18 protein-coding genes and 1 pseudogene are annotated in these 21,941 nt (G+C 56.2%); 11 read left to right on the top strand and 8 right to left on the bottom strand.

Annotated elements, in window-relative coordinates:
* Positions 1 to 9: 9 nt before the first annotated feature.
* Positions 10 to 1,836 carry an AAA family ATPase gene (locus OP498_RS03315; protein ID WP_280552521.1) on the bottom strand — a complete coding sequence of 609 codons (1,827 nt, stop codon included), beginning with the start codon at positions 1,834 to 1,836 and terminating at the stop codon, positions 10 to 12.
* Positions 1,837 to 1,955: 119 nt separating this feature from the next.
* Between OP498_RS03315 and tnpA the strand changes: the two genes are divergently transcribed.
* Positions 1,956 to 2,387 carry an IS200/IS605 family transposase gene (gene tnpA, locus OP498_RS03310; protein ID WP_280552520.1) on the top strand — a complete coding sequence of 144 codons (432 nt, stop codon included), beginning with the start codon at positions 1,956 to 1,958 and terminating at the stop codon, positions 2,385 to 2,387.
* A 219-nt stretch (positions 2,388 to 2,606) separates the two neighbouring features.
* Here the strand turns inward: tnpA and OP498_RS03305 are convergent, their stop codons facing one another.
* From OP498_RS03305 to OP498_RS03290, 4 genes are all read right to left on the bottom strand, one after another.
* Positions 2,607 to 3,191: a hypothetical protein gene (locus OP498_RS03305; protein ID WP_280552519.1), complete on the bottom strand. Its 585-nt coding sequence runs from the start codon at positions 3,189 to 3,191 to the stop codon at positions 2,607 to 2,609.
* 311 nt (positions 3,192 to 3,502) lie between these two features.
* Entirely contained in the window at positions 3,503 to 4,963 is a 1,461-nt protein-coding gene (locus OP498_RS03300; RefSeq protein WP_280552518.1) for a hypothetical protein, read from the bottom strand.
* 82 nt (positions 4,964 to 5,045) lie between these two features.
* Complete coding sequence (locus OP498_RS03295; RefSeq protein WP_280552517.1) at positions 5,046 to 5,738, bottom strand: AbiV family abortive infection protein; 693 nt, start codon at positions 5,736 to 5,738, stop codon at positions 5,046 to 5,048.
* Positions 5,739 to 5,942: 204 nt separating this feature from the next.
* Positions 5,943 to 6,185 (bottom strand): antitoxin Xre/MbcA/ParS toxin-binding domain-containing protein, encoded by a 243-nt coding sequence (locus OP498_RS03290; RefSeq protein ID WP_280552516.1) that lies wholly within the window; start codon positions 6,183 to 6,185, stop codon positions 5,943 to 5,945.
* A 154-nt stretch (positions 6,186 to 6,339) separates the two neighbouring features.
* Between OP498_RS03290 and OP498_RS03285 the strand changes: the two genes are divergently transcribed.
* The 5 genes from OP498_RS03285 (at position 6,340) to OP498_RS03265 (ending at position 13,603) form a co-directional block, all read left to right on the top strand.
* Positions 6,340 to 8,784, top strand: coding sequence for a DEAD/DEAH box helicase family protein (locus tag OP498_RS03285; protein ID WP_280552500.1), 2,445 nt, complete (start codon positions 6,340 to 6,342; stop codon positions 8,782 to 8,784).
* Between the two features lie 116 nt (positions 8,785 to 8,900).
* Positions 8,901 to 10,433, top strand: a complete 1,533-nt coding sequence (locus tag OP498_RS03280; protein ID WP_280552498.1) for a class I SAM-dependent DNA methyltransferase — start codon at positions 8,901 to 8,903, stop codon at positions 10,431 to 10,433.
* Positions 10,430 to 12,235 (top strand): restriction endonuclease subunit S, encoded by a 1,806-nt coding sequence (locus tag OP498_RS03275; RefSeq protein ID WP_280552496.1) that lies wholly within the window; start codon positions 10,430 to 10,432, stop codon positions 12,233 to 12,235. Before OP498_RS03280 ends, OP498_RS03275 begins: the two co-directional genes overlap by 4 nt.
* Positions 12,235 to 13,212 (top strand): Abi family protein, encoded by a 978-nt coding sequence (locus tag OP498_RS03270; RefSeq protein ID WP_280552494.1) that lies wholly within the window; start codon positions 12,235 to 12,237, stop codon positions 13,210 to 13,212. Before OP498_RS03275 ends, OP498_RS03270 begins: the two co-directional genes overlap by 1 nt.
* A gap of 199 nt (positions 13,213 to 13,411) precedes the next feature.
* On the top strand, positions 13,412 to 13,603 hold the full coding sequence (locus tag OP498_RS03265) for a hypothetical protein (protein ID WP_280552493.1): 192 nt from the start codon (positions 13,412 to 13,414) through the stop codon (positions 13,601 to 13,603).
* Between the two features lie 15 nt (positions 13,604 to 13,618).
* Here the strand turns inward: OP498_RS03265 and OP498_RS03260 are convergent, their stop codons facing one another.
* Complete coding sequence (locus tag OP498_RS03260; protein ID WP_280552492.1) at positions 13,619 to 13,864, bottom strand: helix-turn-helix transcriptional regulator; 246 nt, start codon at positions 13,862 to 13,864, stop codon at positions 13,619 to 13,621.
* 130 nt (positions 13,865 to 13,994) lie between these two features.
* Between OP498_RS03260 and OP498_RS03255 the strand changes: the two genes are divergently transcribed.
* The 5 genes from OP498_RS03255 (at position 13,995) to OP498_RS03235 (ending at position 16,500) form a co-directional block, all read left to right on the top strand.
* The gene (locus OP498_RS03255; protein WP_280552490.1) at positions 13,995 to 14,231 is read left to right on the top strand and encodes a hypothetical protein; all 237 of its coding nucleotides are present in this window, start codon (positions 13,995 to 13,997) and stop codon (positions 14,229 to 14,231) included.
* Positions 14,224 to 15,447: a site-specific integrase gene (locus tag OP498_RS03250; protein WP_280552488.1), complete on the top strand. Its 1,224-nt coding sequence runs from the start codon at positions 14,224 to 14,226 to the stop codon at positions 15,445 to 15,447. The genes OP498_RS03255 and OP498_RS03250 overlap by 8 nt, the downstream gene beginning before the upstream one ends.
* Positions 15,437 to 15,730, top strand: coding sequence for a hypothetical protein (locus OP498_RS03245; protein WP_280552485.1), 294 nt, complete (start codon positions 15,437 to 15,439; stop codon positions 15,728 to 15,730). Before OP498_RS03250 ends, OP498_RS03245 begins: the two co-directional genes overlap by 11 nt.
* Entirely contained in the window at positions 15,727 to 16,011 is a 285-nt protein-coding gene (locus tag OP498_RS03240; RefSeq protein WP_280552483.1) for a hypothetical protein, read from the top strand. Before OP498_RS03245 ends, OP498_RS03240 begins: the two co-directional genes overlap by 4 nt.
* 87 nt (positions 16,012 to 16,098) lie before the next feature.
* Positions 16,099 to 16,500 (top strand): helix-turn-helix domain-containing protein, encoded by a 402-nt coding sequence (locus tag OP498_RS03235; protein ID WP_280552481.1) that lies wholly within the window; start codon positions 16,099 to 16,101, stop codon positions 16,498 to 16,500.
* 64 nt (positions 16,501 to 16,564) lie between these two features.
* Here OP498_RS03235 and OP498_RS03230 read toward each other — a convergent pair whose 3' ends face one another.
* Both OP498_RS03230 and OP498_RS03225 read right to left on the bottom strand, forming a co-directional pair.
* Positions 16,565 to 20,026, bottom strand: coding sequence for a hypothetical protein (locus OP498_RS03230; protein WP_280552478.1), 3,462 nt, complete (start codon positions 20,024 to 20,026; stop codon positions 16,565 to 16,567).
* Positions 20,023 to 21,941 (bottom strand): annotated as a pseudogene (locus OP498_RS03225) (hypothetical protein); the annotation flags it as partial. The gene OP498_RS03230 and the pseudogene OP498_RS03225, both read right to left, overlap by 4 nt.

Raw genomic sequence — 21,941 nt, 5'->3', positions numbered from 1 at the left:
AGCAACTTGTTAGCCATTTGCCAGCTTTGAGACAGTTTGAATAATTTCTTCGATTTCATATCTGTCTACGCCATCGTCATCACAATATTTTGATCTTTCTTTAATTTTTTCAGCTGTCATCCTTGGCCAGAATCTTTCCAATACATCATCTTTTCTGACGGTTAAAGCTGTTGCGATTTTCTTTTTCGCATCACAGGTATCTGTGTACTCAATGTTGATATCATGAGAAGCTTGAAAAAGCGCAGGGTCTAGATAGTTCTCAGGCTCTCTTTTCCTGGTAAGGAGAGCAATCTTACCTTGTCTCTTTAGTTCAGAGATTTTCTCCACATTCCTTGGGTTTTGAATTGGATCCCCTAGATCAGAATCCATTAGTATTCCCCACTCCAAACCCAATTGATCAATAAGCTTCTTGGATACCCAGTGCTTTAGATTTCCACAGCCACCTATAGGAATGCAAGCTATACCCAGTTCAGACAAGGTGTTTTCAATATCACCGTTAATCTTTAATTGCTCGGCGGAATGGTTAACAAATGTCACGTCGCTATGACCTTCTACTAGGAGAACTCCCCGTGATGAAGCAATTTCACTTTCAGGAAGCACCCCTAGGCTGATTGCTACCTTTTCAAGCACCTCATCTGACCCGCTGGTGATTTTGGGAGTGTTATTTTCGTCTTTTTCGATAAAGCGAATAGACTCTATAGGAAGGAGTCCAGCCAACGCTGGAACATGCGTTGTTAATAAAATTTGGCAGTCAGGCCTGCATGACAAAGCGATTAGCGCTTCAATTAGCATGATTTGATAGCTTGGGTGCTGTGATGTTTCAGGCTCTTCAATAGCGTATATAACCTTAGGAGAGCTCTTTTCCACCCTAACCTTTTCCGCTTCAGCTCTAAAGAAGTTGAGCAAAATAAGTCTTCTAACACCGCTGCCACGTTTGTTTATCGGAACTCCACCCTCGCCATCTAACGTGAAATTGAAAGTCCACTTTGGTTTATCCTTAAATCTTGGGTGTAATTCCGACGCCAGCGCCGGATCCATTTCTCGCAATTTTTCTTTCGTACGCTCCGCGACCTCCAAAACAGACTGTTCGATTTTTTCTTGCAGCTCGTCTATTTCTTGCTGAAGTGACTTTTTGGCTTGATCTACCGCAACCTGAATTGGGTTTTTTGCCTCAGGGTCAGAATCATTACTCTCTCTATCAGCCTTGAACAAGGCAAAAGTAGGCATTTCCGCCTCAATTTTCTTATATATATTTTTTGATTCTTTTTCCAGCGCACTGACATCCAAATCGAAGTCCGTCAGTTGTAAGTCATCAAATTTTTTCCAGATAGCAGAACGCCATAAACTTGCAACTCGTTTATCCTCTACCTCTCCATCGATACCCAACTCTTTGCCTCGAGCCTTTAATTCAGCTAGTTTTAAACTGTGTAGATCATTAGCGTTTTCGAGAGAAGGGTGCATGCAGTGAATTAAAATGGCAGGTGCCGAGACTGTTTTCTGCACCTTGTACACTTTCGATATTTCGATATCACCATTACTATTTAGCAGGTGCTCATTTTTAAAGCTTGTGGGGTAATTCTCATCAACAACGACCTCTTCAGACAGCTCATCAAAAACACAAGATATTTTGATTTCAGATTCACCCGACTCTACATTTTTATCATCACTATCTATTTTCACAGACTTGTTATTAAAGAAAATCTCGAGTGCCTCAAGAATCGTGGATTTTCCTGCGTCATTTCTTCCAGTGACACCCGTTAATCCATCCTCAAATGATATGGAGACTTCCTCTTTATAGCCTCTGAAGTTTTTTATCTTCATTTCCTTGAGTCGCATAAATCCTCCTTAAATAAATAAGGTAATCCCCCGGCTTTGCCGGGGGACTACCCGAGGTTTGACCGTGTGATGCGGTCACAGGGAACCTCCAATCTCGGCCAAGAGATAGGATGTTCCCAATGAGAGAGTACCAGAGTCTTTCCAATACGACATGGAATTGCAGGTATCATGTTGTTTTTATACCGAAAAAGCGTAAGAAGATGATTTTCGGAAAGATACGCAAGCACCTTGGTGAGGTGTTCCATGAGCTGGCACGGCAGAAGGAGTGCCAGATCGTGGAGGGCCACCTGATGCGTGACCATGTCCACATGTGCATTAGCATTCCACCAAAGCATTCTGTGTCACACGTTGTTGGCTATATCAAAGGGAAAAGTGCAATTTCGATAGCCAGGAACTTTATGGGTAGAGCGAAAGATTTCACAGGCGAGAGCTTCTGGGCAAGAGGTTATTTTGTTTCGACAGTCGGGCTTGATGAAGACATGGTCCGTGCCTACATCCGTAACCAAGAAAAGTCTGATGAGCATTATGATCAGCTCAAGTTCGGCATGTGAAGATAGCCGCCTTCAGGCGGCTCAGGTTCTTGCCCCTTTGAGGGGCTAACAATATAAAGCCCCCGGCTTTGCCGGGGGATACTTACTATGATTGAGTGGCTAACGTCAGCCATCAGCCGCGTGAGGTACGAGCGTCGACTGAATGGCCTTGTTGGACGGGTTTGAACCAGCGTCTAGCCAGAATTGAACGACCACGCCGTTCATGATTCTATGCATAATTCAGATCCACATCCCGATAGCGAAGTACCTAATTTCCGACTCATGCTCATGCTCCCCGCGCTTATCCACATAGAAGCCCTCCGCAGTAACAGACGAGGTATCTAGCGCATATGCATCTGAGTTAACTAAAACCTCCGGGGCTGACGCAAACGTTTGTGGAAAGGTTACCCACTCGCGTGCATTAGTGGATTTGCATCGGGAACGAGCGATTTGCAATTCATTGGAATAACGATACCAGTATCCATCGCTATTCGAGCCGCTTTCAACCACATCACCAGAGAACTCAAGACCAAATATGTAGTCCTTTACAGTCTCTTTGCGATCCTCTGGGCTTTGCTCCCACGGAGCAGCAATTCCATCTACCGAAACCGTGAAGCCAAATCCAGAGGCCACGATCTTCTTGAAACTGTATCCATTGTGGAGAAGATAGAGCAGTAACGAGAAACCAAGAAAAGCGGCCAAGCCGGCGCTCATACCAAATCTTGGAGTGTGTACGACGTACTCAATGAGCGCTGCGATGAGTAAGACGATCGCTCCAGTCAAAAGTGGACGGCCGCCAATTAGATTCTTGAGACGAGTGTTCACTAACGTGTCCCCTCTACTCCGTCCAATAGGTATTAGACCGCACGGTCTGATATCGGATGAACGCGCATGCACGTTCAATAATGTTATGCAGCACGCCACGCTCTTCCTAACCCATTGAAATCAATAAATATTAAGAATAGCTCGGCAGTATAACACCAATCACCGTGCACGCTGCATATCACCAATGAACGTGCCTGTTGCCTTTGCCACCATGCCCGCTAAGGGTCGTCAGCTGCGGCACCAGATCCATCAGCTTATCCTTCAGTTCAGCATCCGGCCAAAACCGGTCCCGTTGACGCATTGGTTAGATTTCACCTTGCATTGGACCCAGACGGCTTGTTGGTAGCTTGCGCATCTATCAAAACCAACTCCGTACCTTCTTTGAGTTCTAATTCTTTCATTATTTTCTGAACACGGAATAGCTCGCTGTCGTTAAAATACAAAATTACTTTAATGGCTTTCTTTGTTTGGTTTGCTGCCTTATACACTTCAACCTGCTTTGCCAGATTCTGCTTTAGCTTGGAATTGCTAGCTAATTTGAACTCTACAAGGGTGCTATCTTTCGAACCTCTAGAGATTTTATAATCGACCGGGCCGCGACCATTATTGACTTCAGAGTTAACGTCATCTTGCGAAGCGTACCAGGTCAGTCGAAACATAAGCTGAAGATCCGACTCACGCTTGATTGGTTGGCCATTAGAATAAAAAATTCGGTAGCCATCATTATTTTCAATAACCTGCTTTAAATACAGAACGCGATTATAAGCCTCGTCATGTGTATTATCAGAAGTCTCGTAAAAGCTGCTCTCATTCTTTAAACTCTCAATTAAGCTAGCTACTTGACGTATGAAAACTGTCTCTATTTCTTGGACTTTTTTCTCACTCAAAGCGACAGCTTGATCACCTGTATCTTCCTTGAGCCGGATGTAGCGGTCAATTAATTCTGGAAAATTCCTTAATGTCTTAGCTATGGCCTCATTGATTTCACGCTGCTTCGCGTCTTCTGGAACCCTGCGAAGGAAATATTCGTTTACTTGGCCTCTTAACTCTACGTTAGGGATAGCCGCGACAATATCATCAAAATCACCAATTATGTCATGCTTGTTTATCCAAGCTTCATCCTTGGTAAGGATGTCTTTTGGCGTTAATAATACATAATCACCATCAATATAAGGCAGCGTATATTTTTTTGATGTCCAACGACGAGTTTTATAGTTAAACTCCGCATGCGGGACCATAACTGACTTGGTTTGCGACGAATCGATATATTTTTGAGCGAAATATTGCGTGTATTCGCACAAATACGACTTTATAAGGTTAGTAGTAAAATCGCTTATGCTATCTTTTCCAACCCCCTCCTTAATAAGGCATAGCTTTTCTAGGTGGCTGCTTTTCGTTATCTTCTCTGCACCAAAATCATTGAATATATTACCTAGGTTGTCATTTAGAGCGCTTGCAAAGTCCGGTCCTAGACCAGACCCACCATTCCCTACTTTACTGAAACCCAGCCAATTCTGTTTTACTTCAGGGAATAGGAACCAGTGCCTGACCAATCCTTTAGAGATCTTGCCATCCTCTGACATATCACGGAGGAACCCAATGTATTTTATGATTTCATCATGTAAATTCTGATATTCCGGTTTATCACTATTAAAAAGCAAAAACGGATCTATAAATACAGGCAGGTCATTAATTAAGGAGACGTTGAACGCGCCATATTCTTCAAGCTCGTCCTTTGAAACAGAAAAATAATCCGAAAAATAGACGTTCATTCAGCTCTCCTTGCAAATCTAACGTAGAGGTTGCCGGACGCTTTGTAGTGCCAGCGAAAAAGCGGTCCGGTTGACCGCCTGGTTAAACGCCTTCTGGATAAATCCAGTCATGTAAAAATTTCTCCATATCATTTTCACCGCCCGGTTTTAAGCCTTCCCGCTGCATGGCTTCGTACCAACTTGCCACTGCATGCTTCATCCAGTTAATGTCCTTTTTCCAGACAGGGCCGACATGATTGACCCACAATTCAATCTCACGCTCTGACGTAGGCGATGCCGAAGAGAGCAGCTCGGCCGTAGCAACTAACTGGTCTGCCAATTCGCCATCAACCACTTCGTCAGGAATTGACCAGTGTCCTTTATTGCCAAGACAGTCCGTATAAAATCCGAGCTGCTTAACCTGATCCAACAGGTATGGATGCTCTGCACCTTTATCGAACAGTGGACGAAGATCGTCTAGCTTTCTCGCGCCCTCAGCCACTAGCTGAGGAAAAATCCACTGTACATTCTTGTTGGTGTGAGAGCGGTACCGCTTCCATTCTTCCTTAACCTCATTGTCGTCACGTGCAAGCGACATGGCCCGAAGTATTGAGACCTTTCCAGACTCTTCGATAGAAAGGGCTGCTAGAGAACATGCTGTTGGAAGCCGTCCAGCGTAAAGGAGTAGCTTGGCATCCTGCGCCAAGCGTGCCGCATTTTCCGACGCAGCAATCATGCCTTCGGCTATCTGCGCAAAACTTAACCTTCCTTTATAACTTGGCAGTTTCTTCGGCACGAAGCCTCATCCATTTAACAGGTTGTTAGAGAGCCTACTCGTTGAATTTCTTGAACGAACACGTATACCACCTAAGGTGCTGAGATATTGGAGTATTAAGTATTGCTCGGCCACTAGGGCCCAATCATTGCGCATACTGCATAATACCGATGAACGTGCTTGTTGTATTTGCCCCCATGTCCGCTCAGGGTCGATATCGGCCATCTAGGTATAGACCCCATATGAAATTCTCGTGATGAGGTCCATCACCGCCGTTGGGTTATCCACCATGACATCAACCGGCTTGCGCCAGTCCAGTGCCATGGCTTCGGTGTTCATCCAACCCCTGGCGAGGGACTCATTCTCACCGAAGAGTTCAATAGCAGATTGCCATATCTTGTCCGCATCAGCGTTCGGTATCTCGCCTGCAATGCGGGAGGGGCCGCTATCATCTGATGAAGTAGTCATGTTCCCTTCCTCCTGGTGCAGGCGGGTGCCGTACCGGCTTCATTTCGGTAGTTGCTGAAGCCAGCCTAGCACAGGATGCTTAGCCTGCTTGGGTAGCGTAAGCTTAGGTAACTACCTCCGCTGCCGCCCCTCCACCGACCAGCAGGATGCTGCCATGGACAAGAAGGCCCTCAGCGAACGGGACATCTGCACCAAGTTCATCACCCCGGCGCTTGAGCGGGCTGGCTGGGACATCCAGGCCCAGGTGCGCGAGGAGGTGTCGTTCACCGCCGGGCGCATCATCGTGCGCGGGCGGCTGCATACCCGCGGCAAGCGCCGCCGGGCGGACTACGTGCTGAGCCACCAGAAGAACCAGCCCATTGCGGTGATCGAGGCCAAGGACAACAAGCACGGCCTGGGCGACGGCATGCAGCAGGCGCTGGCCTACAGTGACGCCCTGGATGTGCCCTTCGTGTTTGCCAGCAACGGCGACGGCTTCCTGTTCCACGACTGCACCGGCCTGGGTGACCAGACCGAGACCACCCTCGGCCTGGAAGATTTTCCCTCCCCGGATGAACTCTGGGAGCGCTATTGCCGCTACAAGGGCCTCGACCAGGCAGCACGCCCGGTGGTGGAGCAGCCCTACTACGACGACGGCAGCGGACGCACACCGCGGTACTACCAGACAGTGGCGATCAACCGCACCGTGGAGGCGGTGGCCCGCGGCCAGGACCGCATCCTGCTGGTGATGGCCACCGGCACCGGCAAGACCTTCACCGCCTTCCAGATCATCTGGCGGCTATGGAAATCCAAGCAGAAGAAGCGAATCCTGTTCCTGGCCGACCGCAACATCCTGGTCGACCAGACCAAGAACAACGACTTCAAGCCGTTCGGCCAAGCGATGACCAAGGTCACCAACCGCACGGTGGACAAGTCCTACGAGATCTATCTCTCGCTCTACCAGGCGGTGACCGGCAGCGAGGATGAGCAGAACATCTACAAGCAGTTCTCGCCGGACTTCTTCGATCTGATCGTCATCGACGAGTGCCACCGCGGCAGCGCGGCGGTAGATTCCGCCTGGCGCTCGATCCTCGAGTACTTCTCCTCGGCCACCCATGTCGGCCTGACCGCCACGCCCAAGGAGACCAGGGAGGTCTCCAACATCGATTACTTCGGTGAGCCGGTATACAGCTACTCGCTCAAGCAGGGCATCGAGGACGGCTTCCTGGCCCCTTACAAGGTGGTGCGGGTCGATATCGACCGCGACCTGCAGGGCTGGCGGCCCAGCAAGGGGCAGATCGACAAGCACGGCGAGCTGATCGAGGACCGCATCTACAACCAGAAGGACTTCGACAAGCACCTGGTGCTGGAGCCACGCACCGAGCTGGTAGCCCGCAAGATCACCGAGTTCCTGGAGAGCACCGACCCCTACCAGAAGACCATCGTCTTCTGCGAGGACATCGACCACGCCGAGCGTATGCGCCAGGCGCTGGTCAACCTCAATCCGAAGCGGGTGGCCGAGAATCGCAAGTACGTGATGCGCATCACCGGCGACGAGAACGAGGGCAAGGCAGAGCTGGACAACTTCATCGACCCCGAGGCGCGCTATCCGGTCATCGCCACCACCAGCAAGCTGATGACCACCGGCGTCGACGCTCAGACCTGCAAGCTGATCGTGCTCGACCAGCGCATCCAGTCGATGACCGAGTTCAAGCAGATCATCGGCCGCGGCACCCGCATCAACGACGACTACCACAAGCACTGGTTCACCATCCTCGACTTCAAGAAGGCCACCGAGCTGTTCGCCGACCCCGACTTCGACGGCGACCCCGTCAAGGTCTACCAGCCAAAGGGCGACGACCCCATCGCCCCGGATGACGAGCTGGCGGAGGACGACATCGCCCCCGGCGACAGCGCCGAGGGGCTCGGCGAGGCGGAAGGCGTCGAGGAGGAGGGAGCCGACTTCGCCCCGGAGGAAGGTGCCACCTGGAAGAGCGACGACAGCGGCGCCCTGGGCCCACTGGAAGAGCCGCCCGAGCCCAGGCGCAAGTACGTGGTCGACGACGTCACGGTCAGCGTGGTGGCCGAGCGGGTGCAGTACCTCGGCCCGGACGGCAAGCTGATCACCGAGAGCCTGCGCGACTACACCCGCAAGAAGGTGAAGGAGCAGTTCGCCTCGCTGGACGACTTCCTGCGCCGCTGGCACGACGCCGAACGCAAGCAGGCGATCCTGGAGGAGCTGGAAGAGAGCGGCATCTTCTGGGACGACCTGATCAAGGAGCTGGGCGACCGCCTCGGCGACGAGCCCGACCCCTTCGACGTGATCTGTCATATCGCCTTCGACCGCCCGGCCCTCACCCGCCGCGAGCGCGCCGAGCAGGTCAAGAAGCGCGATATCTTCACCCGTTACGAGGGCCAGGCCCGCCAGGTGCTGGAGTCCCTGGTCGACAAGTATGCCGATACAGGCATCGAGCCCATCGAGGATATCAACGTCCTCACCGTCACGCCGTTCAGCGATATCGGAACCGTAACGGAGCTGGTCAAGGCCTTCGGCGGCAAGCCCGCTTACAACCGCGCCCTGCACGAACTGGAAGACGCGCTCTACCAACCTGCCGGCTGATCGGTATCCTGTCGGCATTTTCCATCGCACAAAACGACGCTATCCACAGGCGGATGCCGCCCCTCCCCTGTGGATGAACTCGCATCCGTCGGGAACACCAAGGAAACAACGCGCCCATGAGCATTTCCACCACCATCAAGTCCATCCAGGACATCATGCGCAAGGACGTCGGCGTCGACGGCGACGCCCAGCGTATCGGTCAGCTGGTCTGGATGCTGTTCCTGAAGATCTTCGATGACCGGGAGCAGGAGTGGGAAATTCTCAACGACGACTACCGCTCGCCGATCCCCGAGCCGCTGCGCTGGCGGCACTGGGCCGCCGACCCCGAGGGCATGACCGGCGACGAGCTCAAGGAGTTCGTCGACACCATGCTGTTCCCCGGTCTGCAGCAGCTGCAGGCCCGCGGCGACGACACTCGCGCCGTGGTGATCCGCAACGTCTTTGAAGACGCCTACAACTACATGAAGTCCGGCCAGCTGATGCGCCAGGTCATCAACCGGCTGCAGGACGGCATCGACTTCAATACCCAGGACGACCGCCACCAGCTCGGCGACATGTACGAGCAGATACTCAAGGACCTGCAGAGCGCCGGTAACGCCGGTGAGTTCTACACCCCGCGGGCGGTCACCGAATTCATGGTCAACCGGGTGGACCCCAAGCTCGACGAGATCGTGATGGACCCGGCCTGCGGCACCGGGGGCTTTCTCACCTGCACCATCGAGCACAAGCGCAGTCACTACGTGAAGACCCCGGAGGACGAGCAGATCCTCCAGGCCAGCCTGCGCGGCATCGAGAAGAAGCCCTTGCCCCACCTGCTGGCCACCACCAACCTGATCCTCCACGGCATCGAGGTGCCGGAGCAGATCCGCCACGACAACGCCCTGGCCCGCCCGCTGATTAGCTGGGGCCCCAAGGAGCGGGTCGACGTCATCGTCGCCAACCCGCCTTTCGGCGGCATGGAGGAGGACGGCATCGAGACCAACTTCCCCCAGGCTTTCCGCACCCGGGAGACCGCCGACTTGTTCATGACGCTGTTCATCCAGCTGTTGAAAGAGGGCGGCCGTGCCGCCGTGGTACTGCCGGACGGCTTCCTGTTCGGCGAGGGCATGAAGACCCGCCTGAAGGAGAAGCTGCTCAGCGAGTGCAACCTGCACACCATCGTTCGCTTGCCCAACGGGGTCTTCAACCCCTACACCGGCATCAAGACCAACCTGCTGTTCTTCACCAAGGGCCGGCCCACCGAGCAGGTCTGGTACTACGAGCACCCCTACCCGAAGGGCTACAAGAGCTACAGCAAGACCAAGCCGATGCGCTTTGCCGAGTTTGCCACCGAGGTCGACTGGTGGGGTGAGGAGAGCGACGGCTTCGCCGCCCGCGAGGAGACTGAGCAGGCCTGGAAGGTCGGCATCGAGGAGATCCAGGCGCGCAATTACAACCTGGATATCAAGAACCCCTGGCAGGGCGAAGAGGTCAGCCATGATCCCGACGAGCTGCTGGAAACATACGCCCGCCAGCAGGCCGAGATCCAGGAGCTCCGCGACCAGCTCAAGCAGATCCTCGGCGATGCGCTAAGCCATGCCAGCCAGGGAGCCAACGCCGAGGACAGCCTCGCCGAGACAAGCCGCGAGACGCAGGAGGACGAGGCGTGAGTGCAAGGGAACTGATCACCGACCACCTCGACCTCTGGACCGACGCCGTCACGACCAAATCGACAGCAGGTAGAGGACGCAATGGAAAGATCGAGCTCACCGGCATCAAGAAGCTGCGCGAGCTGATCCTGGACCTCGCCGTGCGTGGCAAACTGGTCGACCAAGATCCCAGCGATGAACCCGCCAGCGTTCTGCTGGAGCGTATCGCCGAGGAGAAGGCCCGGCTGGTCAAGGAAGGGAAAATCAAGAAGCCCAAGAAACTGCCGGAGATTTCGGAGGAAGAAAAGCCGTTTGAGCTTCCAGAAGGCTGGTTGTGGGCTCGCATGAAAGCAATTAGTGAATATATCCAGCGCGGAAAAGGGCCCAAATATGCGGACTTTGGAGAAGTGCGCGTTGTTTCACAGAAATGTATTCAATGGTCAGGTTTTGACCTGAGCGCCTCTCGCTTCATCGATGACAGCAGCTTGAGCGGCTATCAAGGTGAGCGATATATTCGAAACAACGACATTCTATGGAACTCAACCGGCACCGGAACTGTTGGCCGAGCCATTGTAGCTAAAAATCTGCAGCATCCTATCGTTGCTGACTCTCATGTCACCATAATTCGACCACTGGCCACCGAGCCGAACCATATCCTGAACTACATTGCATCACCCAGTGTTCAGCAGAGGATTGGACCTGACCATGAAAACTCATTGGTATCAGGCACCACTAAGCAAGTCGAACTTAATTCAGGCTCAGTGAAGCTGCTTGCCGTCCCACTCCCCCCTTTGGAAGAGCAACACCGCATCGTCGAAAAAGTCGACGAATTGATGGCCCTCTGCGACCGGCTAGAGCAGCAGGTCGGCGGCCAGCTGGAAGCCCATGAAGTGCTAGTCGATACCTTGCTCGATGCCCTGACCCGCTCCGCCGACGCGTCGGACGTGGCCGATAACTGGGCCCGCATCACCGAGCATTTCGATACCCTATTTACCACTGAAGCCAGCATCGACAAGCTCAAAAATACCCTCCTTCAGCTGGCCGTCACAGGTAGGATAACTGAGCAAAATCAAGAAGACGAACCTGCAGAAATTGCTTACGGAAAGAAGGTTGCTTTACCAGAAGGTTATATCAGAAAAACCAAACAAAAAATAAAAGAAAGACCGGCCACACCTCTAGAAACGCTTCCCAGCATACCGCCTAACTGGGCATATTTCAGCATAGATAAACTGTATTCCAACAATCATCTTCTTGACTATGCAGATGGAAATCACGGGAGTCTATATCCAAGAAAAGGAGACTTCGGCGATGAGGGGGTTGTTTTCTTGACTGCAGCGCAGATTACTGATTTTGGCGAGATAAAGTGGAGCGACTGTCCACGCCTTTCATCTAAAAAAGCCAATAAGCTTTCCAAAGGGTGGTCGCAGAAAGGAGATGTTTTCTTTACTCATAATGCTACTGTGGGGCGCACTGGTTTAGCGAGCGCGCCACCTGAAGATGATTTTCTCCTTGGAACATCAGTAACTTTTTATAGAGTTAATAGTGTGAGTTTGAATAGATACTACCTCTACTATTACTTCTCATCGCCGATATGGCAAAATCAAGCTGCCGCTATTATGCAACAGACAACCAGAAATCAAGTGAGCATCACAAAGCAGGCACTTTTTTATGTATCCCTTCCTCCTCTAAATGAACAAAGAAGAGTTGTTGAAAGAGTTCAAGCAACTTTGGCACTCTGCGACCAGCTCACATCCCGCCTGAGGGAGATTGGCGAGACCCGCACTCAGCTGGCCGAGGCGGTGGTGGAGCAGGCGGTGAGTTGATGGCCTACGATCGCCCCTGGAAGTCCTTCGAGGAGCAGCTGGCGCTGCTGAAAGCGCGAGGCATGGTGGTCGGCAATGAGGCGGCCGCCCTGGAGTACCTGGAGCGCGTCGGCTATTATCGGCTGAGCGCCTACTGGTATCCCTTCCGGGTGTTCGAGACGGTGAACCATGACCGCCACGGTCGCCCGATCACCCAGGCCACCGACCGGTTCGTTCCCGACACCCAGTTCGTCGATGCGGTGCGGCTCTACCTGTTCGACAAGGAGCTTCGGCTGGGCCTGACCGATGCCCTGGAGCGGATCGAGATCGCCCTGCGGGTCGATATCGCCTACCTGCTCGGGGAGCGCGACGCCTTCGCGCACCTCCACCGCGCTACCTTCCACCCCTCCTTCGCCCGCCGGCGATTCGGACGCGACCCTCGCGACAGCTTCGAGAAGTGGCAGGAGCGGTGCCTGGGCATGGAGAGGCGTTCCAAGGAAGACTTCGTCAAGCACTATCGGCAGAAGCACGGCCCGCGCCTGCCGGTCTGGGTCGCCGTGGAGACCTGGGACTTCGGTACCCTCTCCCAGCTATTTGCGATGATGAAGGTACCGGACCAGCGCCGCATCGCCGGGAAATACGGCGTACCCGACTGGAAGGTCTTTCAGAGCTGGCTGCGCTCGTTGAACTACCTGCGCAACGTCTGCGCTCACCATAGCCGGCTCTGGAACCGCAACGTCATCGACCAGCCCAAGCTGCCTGAGCTGGGCATTTTGCCGTGGTGTGACGAATTCCACGATCAGCCACAGCTGATCGCACGGCCCTTCCTGCTTCTCGGCATCGCGCGCCACATGACCCGGGTAGTTTGCCCGGATACCGGCTGGCATCGGCGCCTTCAGGCACACCTGGTGACATTCCCGGCGCAACACGCTCAGCGCCAGCTCTCGCTTGACGATATGGGAGCGCCACTGGGTTGGCAGCAATGGTGGTCAGCGTGAGGTAGGCGAATAGACAGGCAAATAAGAACCCCCGCGTAAGCTCGTGAGAGCCAAGAGGCGGGGGCCGTGTTACCGAGCATGATAGGGCACACCCACGGAAACGACAAGGACTTCAGCCGCCACCGCGAGAAGGAGCTACCATGGCCATCGAACAGGGCATCTGGAAGCTGGTGGACAGCGCCGGCGAGCCGCCACGCAAGTGCGCCCCGCGGGCCTCGCCGACGAGGGACTGCTGGAAAAGCAGACCATGCAGGACCTGGCGATTCTCAACCGGGATTGGCTGCTGATCGGCCGCCAGGTACGCACCGCCTTCGACAAGCTGGTTGCTCTGCTGGCCATCGACGCCAACGGCATGGTGATCATCCAGGGTGTGTCTCGGCCATCACCGTAGCTCAGCCAATCTCAGCTACTCGGAGTCACTCGGCTGCTCCGTAGCTGGAACGTACTCCACCAAGTCCTCTATCTCACAGTCGAAGAACGCACACAGCCGATCAAGATTCTCGGTCCCTGTGTTGTATCCACGCTGGTTGATCATCTTCGAAAGGGTCATGCGGTGGATACCGGCCGCCTTGGCGACCTCGCCGATGGTGATTCGACGCCCCTCAGCGAACTCCTTCTTGGCAATCATTTCCTTGATCTTGAACCGCAGCATGGTCAGGCCTCTATCGCATCACGCATCCGATGATATCTAAAAGCATCAAAAGATGCTTGCATTGATCTCAAAGTGATGTATGGTGTTATCAAGTGATGCGCAAAGGCATCACTTGATAAAGGAGACGACCATGAAGCATAGCTACCTGACCACGGCCGAGCTGGCTGAGCGCATCAAGTACGACGCCCGCACCATCCGCGAGCGCCTCAAGGACCGGGTGCTGTTGGAGGGCATCCACTACATCCGTCCGTTCGGGGGACGCAAGATCCTCTACCTCTGGGAGCCGATCGAGCGCGACATGAAGCTCCATTCTGCCGAGGAGAGTCTGGGCGTGCCGATGGCGCGGGGGGGTGTCTGCCATGGGTAAGATCGTTGCCAGGAAGGAAACCGGGAAGCTGTGCTTCGACTTCCGCTACCTCGGCAAGCGCTGCCGCGAGCAGACGACCCTGGATGACACGCCGGCCAACCGTCGCAAGCTGATGAAGATCATGGAGAAGATCGAGGCCGAGATCACCCTGGATAGCTTCGACTACGGCCGCTACTTCCCCAACAGCCCGCGGGCCGAAACGCTCAGCAAGCGTGCGCTGAAGCGACAGGGGGGGTACCGGGAGACGCCGCTGCTGGGCGAGTTCGCCGAGACCTGGTTCGCCGAGAAGGAGATTGAGTGGCGTAACTCGCAGATCAAGACGGTGCGCAGCAGCCTCGATCGCCACATCCTGCCCCAGCTGGGGGAGAAAGAGGTCGGCAGCATCACCCGAGCAGACATTCTTGAGTTCCGGTCATCCCTCGCCAAAGTGACGTCCCGGAGCGGCAAGAAGCTGTCTGCCAGTCGCATGAACCACATCATGACGCCATTGCGCATGATGTTGAATGAAGCCGCCGACCGCTTCGAGTTTAGCTCACCGTACCGGGGGATTAAATCGCTGAGGGTGCCGCGCACCGACGTCCAGCCGTTCACGCTCGAGGAGGTGTGGCGGATCATCGACAACGTGCGGCCCGACTTCCGCAACTACTACACCGTGCGCTTCTTCACCGGCATGCGCACCGGCGAGATCGACGGCATGCCCTGGGCCAACGTCGATTTCTCCCGCCGCCAGATCCTGGTCAAGGAGTCGCTGGTACACGGCGAGGTGGTGGACACCAAGAACGATGGCTCGAACCGTGCCATCGACATGTCGGAGCCCGTCTACCAGGCGCTGCGGGCGCAGCAGCAAGTGACCGGCGACCAGCGCCTGGTGTTCTGCAACCGGGTGGGCAACGCGCTCGACCACCAGAACGTCACCAAGCGCATCTGGTACCCGCTGCTCGATGAGCTGGAGTTGAGTCGTCGGCGCCCATACCAGACGCGCCACACGGCCGCCACGCTGTGGTTGGCCGCGGGGGAGAACCCGGAGTGGATCGCCCGTCAGATGGGCCACACCACCACCGAGATGCTGTTCCGGGTCTACTCCCGCTACGTGCCCAACCTGACCCGCCAGGACGGCTCTGCCTTCGAGAAGATGCTTCGGCAGCAGGTCCCGCAGGCACCCCAGGATCCCGAGACCGAACGCGAAGACGCCGAGGAGGTGAGCCATGCCCGCTGATCTTTACGCCATCACGGCCGTTCAGGACACCCTGATCACGCAGTCGGCACGCCGCAATGTCCGAAAGCTAGCCAGTGCTGTCGGGCTGGCCCTCAACGTCCAGCCAGGTCGCGGCCTGGTGATGGTCCTCGGCACCGGTAACGAGCGCAACAATCAGGAGGCGCTGGAGACCTGGGTGGCTCAGGCGCTGATCAACCATGACCTGCTGCCGACGCGCGAGGCAATTCCGATGTTGCTGCGTGAGCTGGAGTCAACGCTCACTCGCTGGGAGATGCCGTCATGACCAAGGCTAGAACGGAGGGAAGGGTGATGGACCTGTTCGAGAACGCCATGACCGTGGAACGAGTGGAGGTGCTGCCGGTACCGGTGCCCGAGGCGCAGCGCTGCTGGGTACTGACACTGACCACCCCAGCCAGAAGGCTGCGCGTCTTTCTGCTGGCGGAGTCCGTGACCGCCGAGGGTGTGCCGCGGACGGGGCAGGCCATCCTGGTCACGCTCAGGGGCTACCCCCATGGCGTAGCCAGCTGCCACATGCTGGACACCTACCTGATGCTGACAGACTAGTCAGCCACGTCGGTGACAGGGGCAGCCTCCTGTCACCGACGTGTCAGTGATAACTGACTGACATGACACAACACGACGAGCCCCGCCATGATGGAACTTCCTGAGCAGGTAACCGTGCCGCAGGCCGCGGACATCCTGGGGATCAGCACGCGCACGCTCTATCGCTGGCTGCGACAGGGGCGGCTGACAGCTGGCACAGGCCCCGATGGTCGGCGTGCCATGTGTCGAGACGATGTCATTGCCATGGCAGTGACACGTCAGCGACCTGTCACGGGACATGACGCACCCATTGTCACTGCTTCCTGGCAAGAGATTAGACGTCTCTCTGAGGGGCTAGAGGGTCTGCAGCGACGGCTGGATCGCCAGGCAGAACTGCTCGAAGCGCTGATCCGCCTCTCTCCTGCTGACTCCATCGAGGCACTGATCCGCAAGCGTGAGATGCTTGAGGCGTTGGGGAAGGGGGCGGATAACCGTCCCGGCTTCAGGTGATGGGCTCCGGGCGGGCGGCGGGGCCTAGGTGTTGCCGCCGGACCGTTACCTGAGCTCCTGGCCGCTATGGGGTCTCTGCACAGTGCCCTGGTTCCTCGTGGAGGGACGGTAGGAACCCCTCCTTGCGTTCGGGCTGTATCACGACCAGGGCGGTGAACAGGGCGAAGCGAACGGCCGTCCAGATACCGAAGTCATGCAGATCCTGACTCGTCTGCTTCTTTTTGGTTGGGGCTTTCTTCTGTTTTCTTAATGGCTTGTTCCAGTCGGCAAGCATGACGTTGGCATTCCCATGGGGGTGCCGGGTGGGTTTTCCATTCTCCTTCACTTTGATCTGAATCGAGCGGTCTGGAACCCTTAAGCATCGGCGCCAATAGGTTCTGTCATGGCTTTCTGTGGCTGAATCCGCGATCTCTACCGTCAGGCGAAGGTAACGACTGAGTCCAAGTCGCTCGAAGAATGGCATGATGCTTACCAGCGTCTCTTCGCTTCGCACTTTGATCTGGGCGTCTGTACGTTGCATGGCCTTCAGAATCGGTGTGATGGCTGCCAGGCAGGCGTCCGGGGCCTCGTCGTACCAGTCCAAAAGGGCCCGGAAGGAGCGGTTGGCCTCGCGTTGATGAGAGGGTACATAGGGCGGCGCCAGGCAGGTGGAGAGTTCCGGCATGGGATGTTTCTCCAGGGCATGGGCCGATTGAGGGAGTGGCGTGCGACGCGCGATGTCGCTGAACCGGGGTTTGCCGCGTGAGGTTTTCAGCGCCATCAGCCGTTGGCCTTCCTCAACCCAACGGGACAGCATCTCGGCAGGCAACTGCAGCCGTCGTGATGCAATGGCCAAGGCGGCCGTCATCGATTGGCCGTTGGCGGTCTCCAGCTCGATGAAATTGAGCGTGCTGTAGACGGTGGAGGCCGACAGGTGGTGGTGAGGCGACAACTTTCTTTGGGGGACGTGTGAAGCGGAGTAGCTTAACCACACCAATCCATCGTCACTCGGCTCCAGAAATGGTGTCCACTCCTCGCTCAGGGCTTCACAGAGCCGAGATGCGGTCAGTTCTTCCTGCTCGCCGACCTTCTTACGCCATTTGTGGCGCCATACCGCCACGGCAGTGGCTGAGCGTCCCATCAGACTCTGCTGGAGAGGCGTGCTCAGGAGGGTGTCCTGGGTTGTCCATACCTCATGACGAAGCTGCATCTCGATCAGGTGGGTGTAAGTCGCCAGTGTCTCGTCGGGCGTCAGGTGCCCGGTCCACAGGCCCAGGGCCCAGAGGCGTTTGCGGGTCGCCTCGGGCTGTGGTGCCAACATCGCCAGGGCCGACAGATCCTCGTTCCAACACGGCAAGGCGATTCGACCCTCGTCATCCGTCGCCCATTCCCTGGGCAACAGCGAGCCAGACCCTGATGACGTCATACGCAGCAGCATGAGCGTCACGAAGGTGTGCCGAAGGTGATGGAACCTCAGGGTGGGATCCCCACTCACGATCCTCATGGCATGGTGAATCGGGCCGAACAATAGCGCATCCTCTATTCGCTCGTGGGGGAGGCCCGGCAGGCAGAACAACAGGTGGTGTAGATCATTCCCCCCCACCTGTTCGGTATGCCGCCTGCCCTTCCACAGCGCGAGCTGCGCTCGCTCCTCCTGACTGAGCAAGATATGCAGCGGCAGGCGACGCGTGGCGGAGGCGGTCTTCCCGGAGGCATGGGTATTCGGTCGCACCAGCAGCTCCGGCTCCAGGATGCTGGGATCCTCGACACCCTGCAGGTCCTTGAGCGTCAGGCTTGCCACTTCCGAGCGGCGCAAACCGCAGCGATAGCCGATAACCAGCACCAACTCCTGCATGAGTAGCAGGCGATCATCCTGGCCGGACGCTCGAATCACGTCCCGCGCTCGAATGAACTCCGCAGGAGTGAGGAGATTGGCGTCGACGCGTCGAGTTCGGCCCTTGCCATGTTCCAGAACGACCGGGGGGACGTCATAACGGCTCTCGAGATAGCGGTGGAAATCGTGCAAGCGCCCCAGTCGGTCCATCCTGTTGCCATGTCCTTTCGCACGCTGTAGCACGGCTTCGTAGAGCGTCTCCCAGTCCTCCGAGGACCAGTCGCCGAGGCTGGTATGGGTGCAGGCGAGACGGACAAGGTCTTGGGCGACGGTGCTCAAGTACTTCTTGATGGTGCTGATTTCCAGGCGAGGCTTGACTCGGCCGCCATGGGTCAACAGATGCAGTGTCCACCCGGAGACCAGCTGTAGGATGGGGCTCTCACCCTGAACCAGAGTGATGAGTTCCTGAAGATTTTCCTTGATCTTTTGTCGGGAAAAGGACGTCGCCCCCTGTGTTGGGCCCAGGCAAGCGTTTAGGTCCACCAGCCGTTTGGCCTGATCGGTATACTGTCGGGACTCTGGCAGGGTCAGAGTCCCTAGAAGGTGGATGTCATCTTCGCTATGTGACGGCGGACGGGCTGAATCTGCCGTGACCCTGTCCAAATCAAAAGGTGCTTTCTTCGTCGTCAGCCGGCGCCATACCGAGGGAGGGAGGGACACCCCGATGCCGTCATGTGCGGCATAGTTGGCCAAGTAAGGTGTGAAGGTCAGTTTGGCCGCCGTCCGGGATGTCTCCAGCAGGAAGGCAACCAGGCCATTGGGTAGGCTCGAGGCCTCAACCAGTGACTGGCAGTAACAGCGTAGGCAGCTGTCCACCGAGAGTGGCGTAGGATCCTGCAACCCGTCGTCTGGCCAGGCCTTGCCGTGCTGCTGGTAATAGCGCAGCAGGAGCAGCGCCGAGATGGGGCCCGGAAATATCCGGCGATACGCCGTGTGCTTGGTCTTTTCTGACTTCCGGCGACGCTTGTCGGTGTCGCCCTGTGTCTCGTCAGTGTGGTCATGCTCAGTGTCCGGAGGGGCGTCCTCGCGCTCCAGTTCATCTTCTATGACCTCCTGGAGCGTCAAATACGGTCGATGACCGTCCATGCCCACTCCCCGGCAAAGGGCATCGGGAAGCCGCTCCAGCAGCTTGCGCTGCAACACGCTGCCCTCGGTGATCAGGGCAAACAGCAGACGGCCTGCCGACCATGCAGGAGTTTCCAGGCCACTGGGTGGCCTGATGAGTCCCGCCGTCTCATGCAAATCGATGAGGCGGTCCAGCTGCTGGAGACGGATGAAATCGGCGTTGACGGCTACCGGTGACTCACGGGGCACCGTGACGATCGGAGCGGGTACCTCGATCTCCCAGCCGAGCTCGCGACAGCCCCGCTCCAGCCCCCGGACCAGGAAATTATGCCGGTGCCGAAGGGGTTGACCCGACAGCCCTTGAGTCAGCTCGGTAAACAGGCCATCGACCTGTGCGGTGCTGAGACTGATAGCGGGCTCGCCATACGCCAGCCCTGGGAAGCGCGTGGCGAGAAGGTCGAGACACGCCCGCTGATCGCGGTATCGCTGTCGGGCGCGTTCATGGGCACGAATGGCCCCACCTTGATGCGGTTTGGCGCCGGGAGGAGTGAGTGGCCATCCTGTCCAGTATGACGTAATGCTTGTCATGCCAATCCCTCAATCGCTTCCCAGCCCACATCACTCATGAGCATATCCAATGCCAAGGCCACCCTCTTCCGATATATCGTGGGGGAGAAACTGGAAAACTTGCTCATCGGTTCCTGCCCATGATCCCAGTGGCCCATCACGGCATCCACGCATTCTCCTGACACATTGAGCTCCCTTAGGCGCGTACGAAGGTGATGGCGGTTGATATTGAGAGGAGGGGCATCGACTAGTTGGAGGTGTCTGACAAGCGCGCGAGGGCTGACTTGCGTGGGCTCCATGCGTTGATCGAGAAAGAAGAAGGTGCTTTGCCAGTGGGCATCGAGGTATGCAGAGAGCCGCCGGCGCATGAACTCGGCATGTGCCGCATAATGGCGAAGTTGTGTCGAGGCAATACCAATAATCGGCACAATTCGTGAATGGCTGCTGCTGTCGTCGACCTTGTCAGAGATGATGATCCAGCCTCGACGGGCATTGATTTCGGTGATGGTGGAGAGTGGATCGCGCACCCCCCGATAACCCGTGGCAAACATCAACATCATTGCCGTGTAGGCGGTATAGGCATTGTGCTGTTGAATCAGTCGTTCTCCGGCCCACTCATGCCGGTTTCCCTTGAGGGCCGACTTGATGGTGCTCACCATCTGCGAGACATAGCTATCCGTTGGCACGAGCTGGGAGCCGATCCGCTCTGGAGATGTCGTGGTGGCAGTGAGAGTCGCTTGGCTTGGCACGGCAATCCCCACTTGTCGGTTGATGCGATCCATGGCTTGTTGATAGGCAGCGGCAAGGCTGTCTCTGCTTGGGGCGTAATAATACAGTGAAGCTTGTTGACCGAAGGGAGGCAGGAGCCCCGTAATGAGGCAGGCGTCGGCGATGTCCTGACCACTATGGTTCAGGGTGTTGAACAGGTGGTTTCTGAGACGGTGGAGGGTCAGCCGGGTGCCATGTGTCTTGTTGGTCTTGCTGAGCAGCGTCTTGAGAGCGTCGGTAATCATGCGCTGATGTTCTTTGCTGAACAGCCCCACGGAGCGATGTTTGGCACGCCGCGCGGCGCTCTTGAGACGTTTCTGCAGGGGGGGAAGCAGCGCCGGGGGAATGGGCAGGGACAGCTGGTCCACCGTGGGCAGCATGTGGGGAGACCACTGGGGCTGGAACTGACGGCGTTGCTCGGGTGTCAGGACAGCGCTTACCCAGGCGCTGTCTTTCTGACAGAGGTAGAGGGCGTTCGACTCGATCGTGCCGGGAAGTTGTGATGACTCGCGTACGAGTTTGAACTGAAGGACGCATTCCAGGGAGCGTCCTGTCATCAGCACCAATGCAATGACAGCGCCGAGAACATCACTGTCACGATGCCTTTCGACGGCCTTCCAGAGCGTTCGAATATCGAACTCGTTGAGCTGATCCCAGCGGTGAGGAAGCAGCTGCGCGGCCTTCTGACGATGGGCTGCGGCTGAGCGGGCACGAATCACCGACAAATACGCAGAATCGCCCTGTTGACGTCGAAGGGGGTGACGCTCCTGCTGTAAACGGAGGTGCGCCGCCTCCTCGCTTTGTGCAATACCGAGTGAACGAACGACGTTGAAGCGATCTTTTCCCTCTGCGTCCAGCAGGTTAAGAGAGGCGAATTCTCGGACCGCATCAGGCGTGACATGGGCACTGGGGTCATCATCAATATGTTCGACAGTGACCAGGGCATCCAGTCTTGCCTCAGCGGTTCGGTCGCCATGTGTTGTATAGTGGACCCCACGGTCAAGACAGAATTTGCCTGAGTTTAAGCTAATACCTCGGCCATGTTCGCAGCTGCACAGCGCTGCCCTGTTTCTTCGTTCTGCGATGTCGCCCTTCGGCCACTGAAATGATCGGGTATGGATGCCCCGCCACCCAAGCCGCTCAGGTAGACCTCGTCGGGTGTCCGGTA

The sequence above is a fragment of the Halomonas sp. 25-S5 genome, from assembly GCF_029889845.1.
Classification (GTDB): domain Bacteria; phylum Pseudomonadota; class Gammaproteobacteria; order Pseudomonadales; family Halomonadaceae; genus Halomonas.
This window is presented reverse-complemented; position numbering and strand designations above follow the sequence as displayed.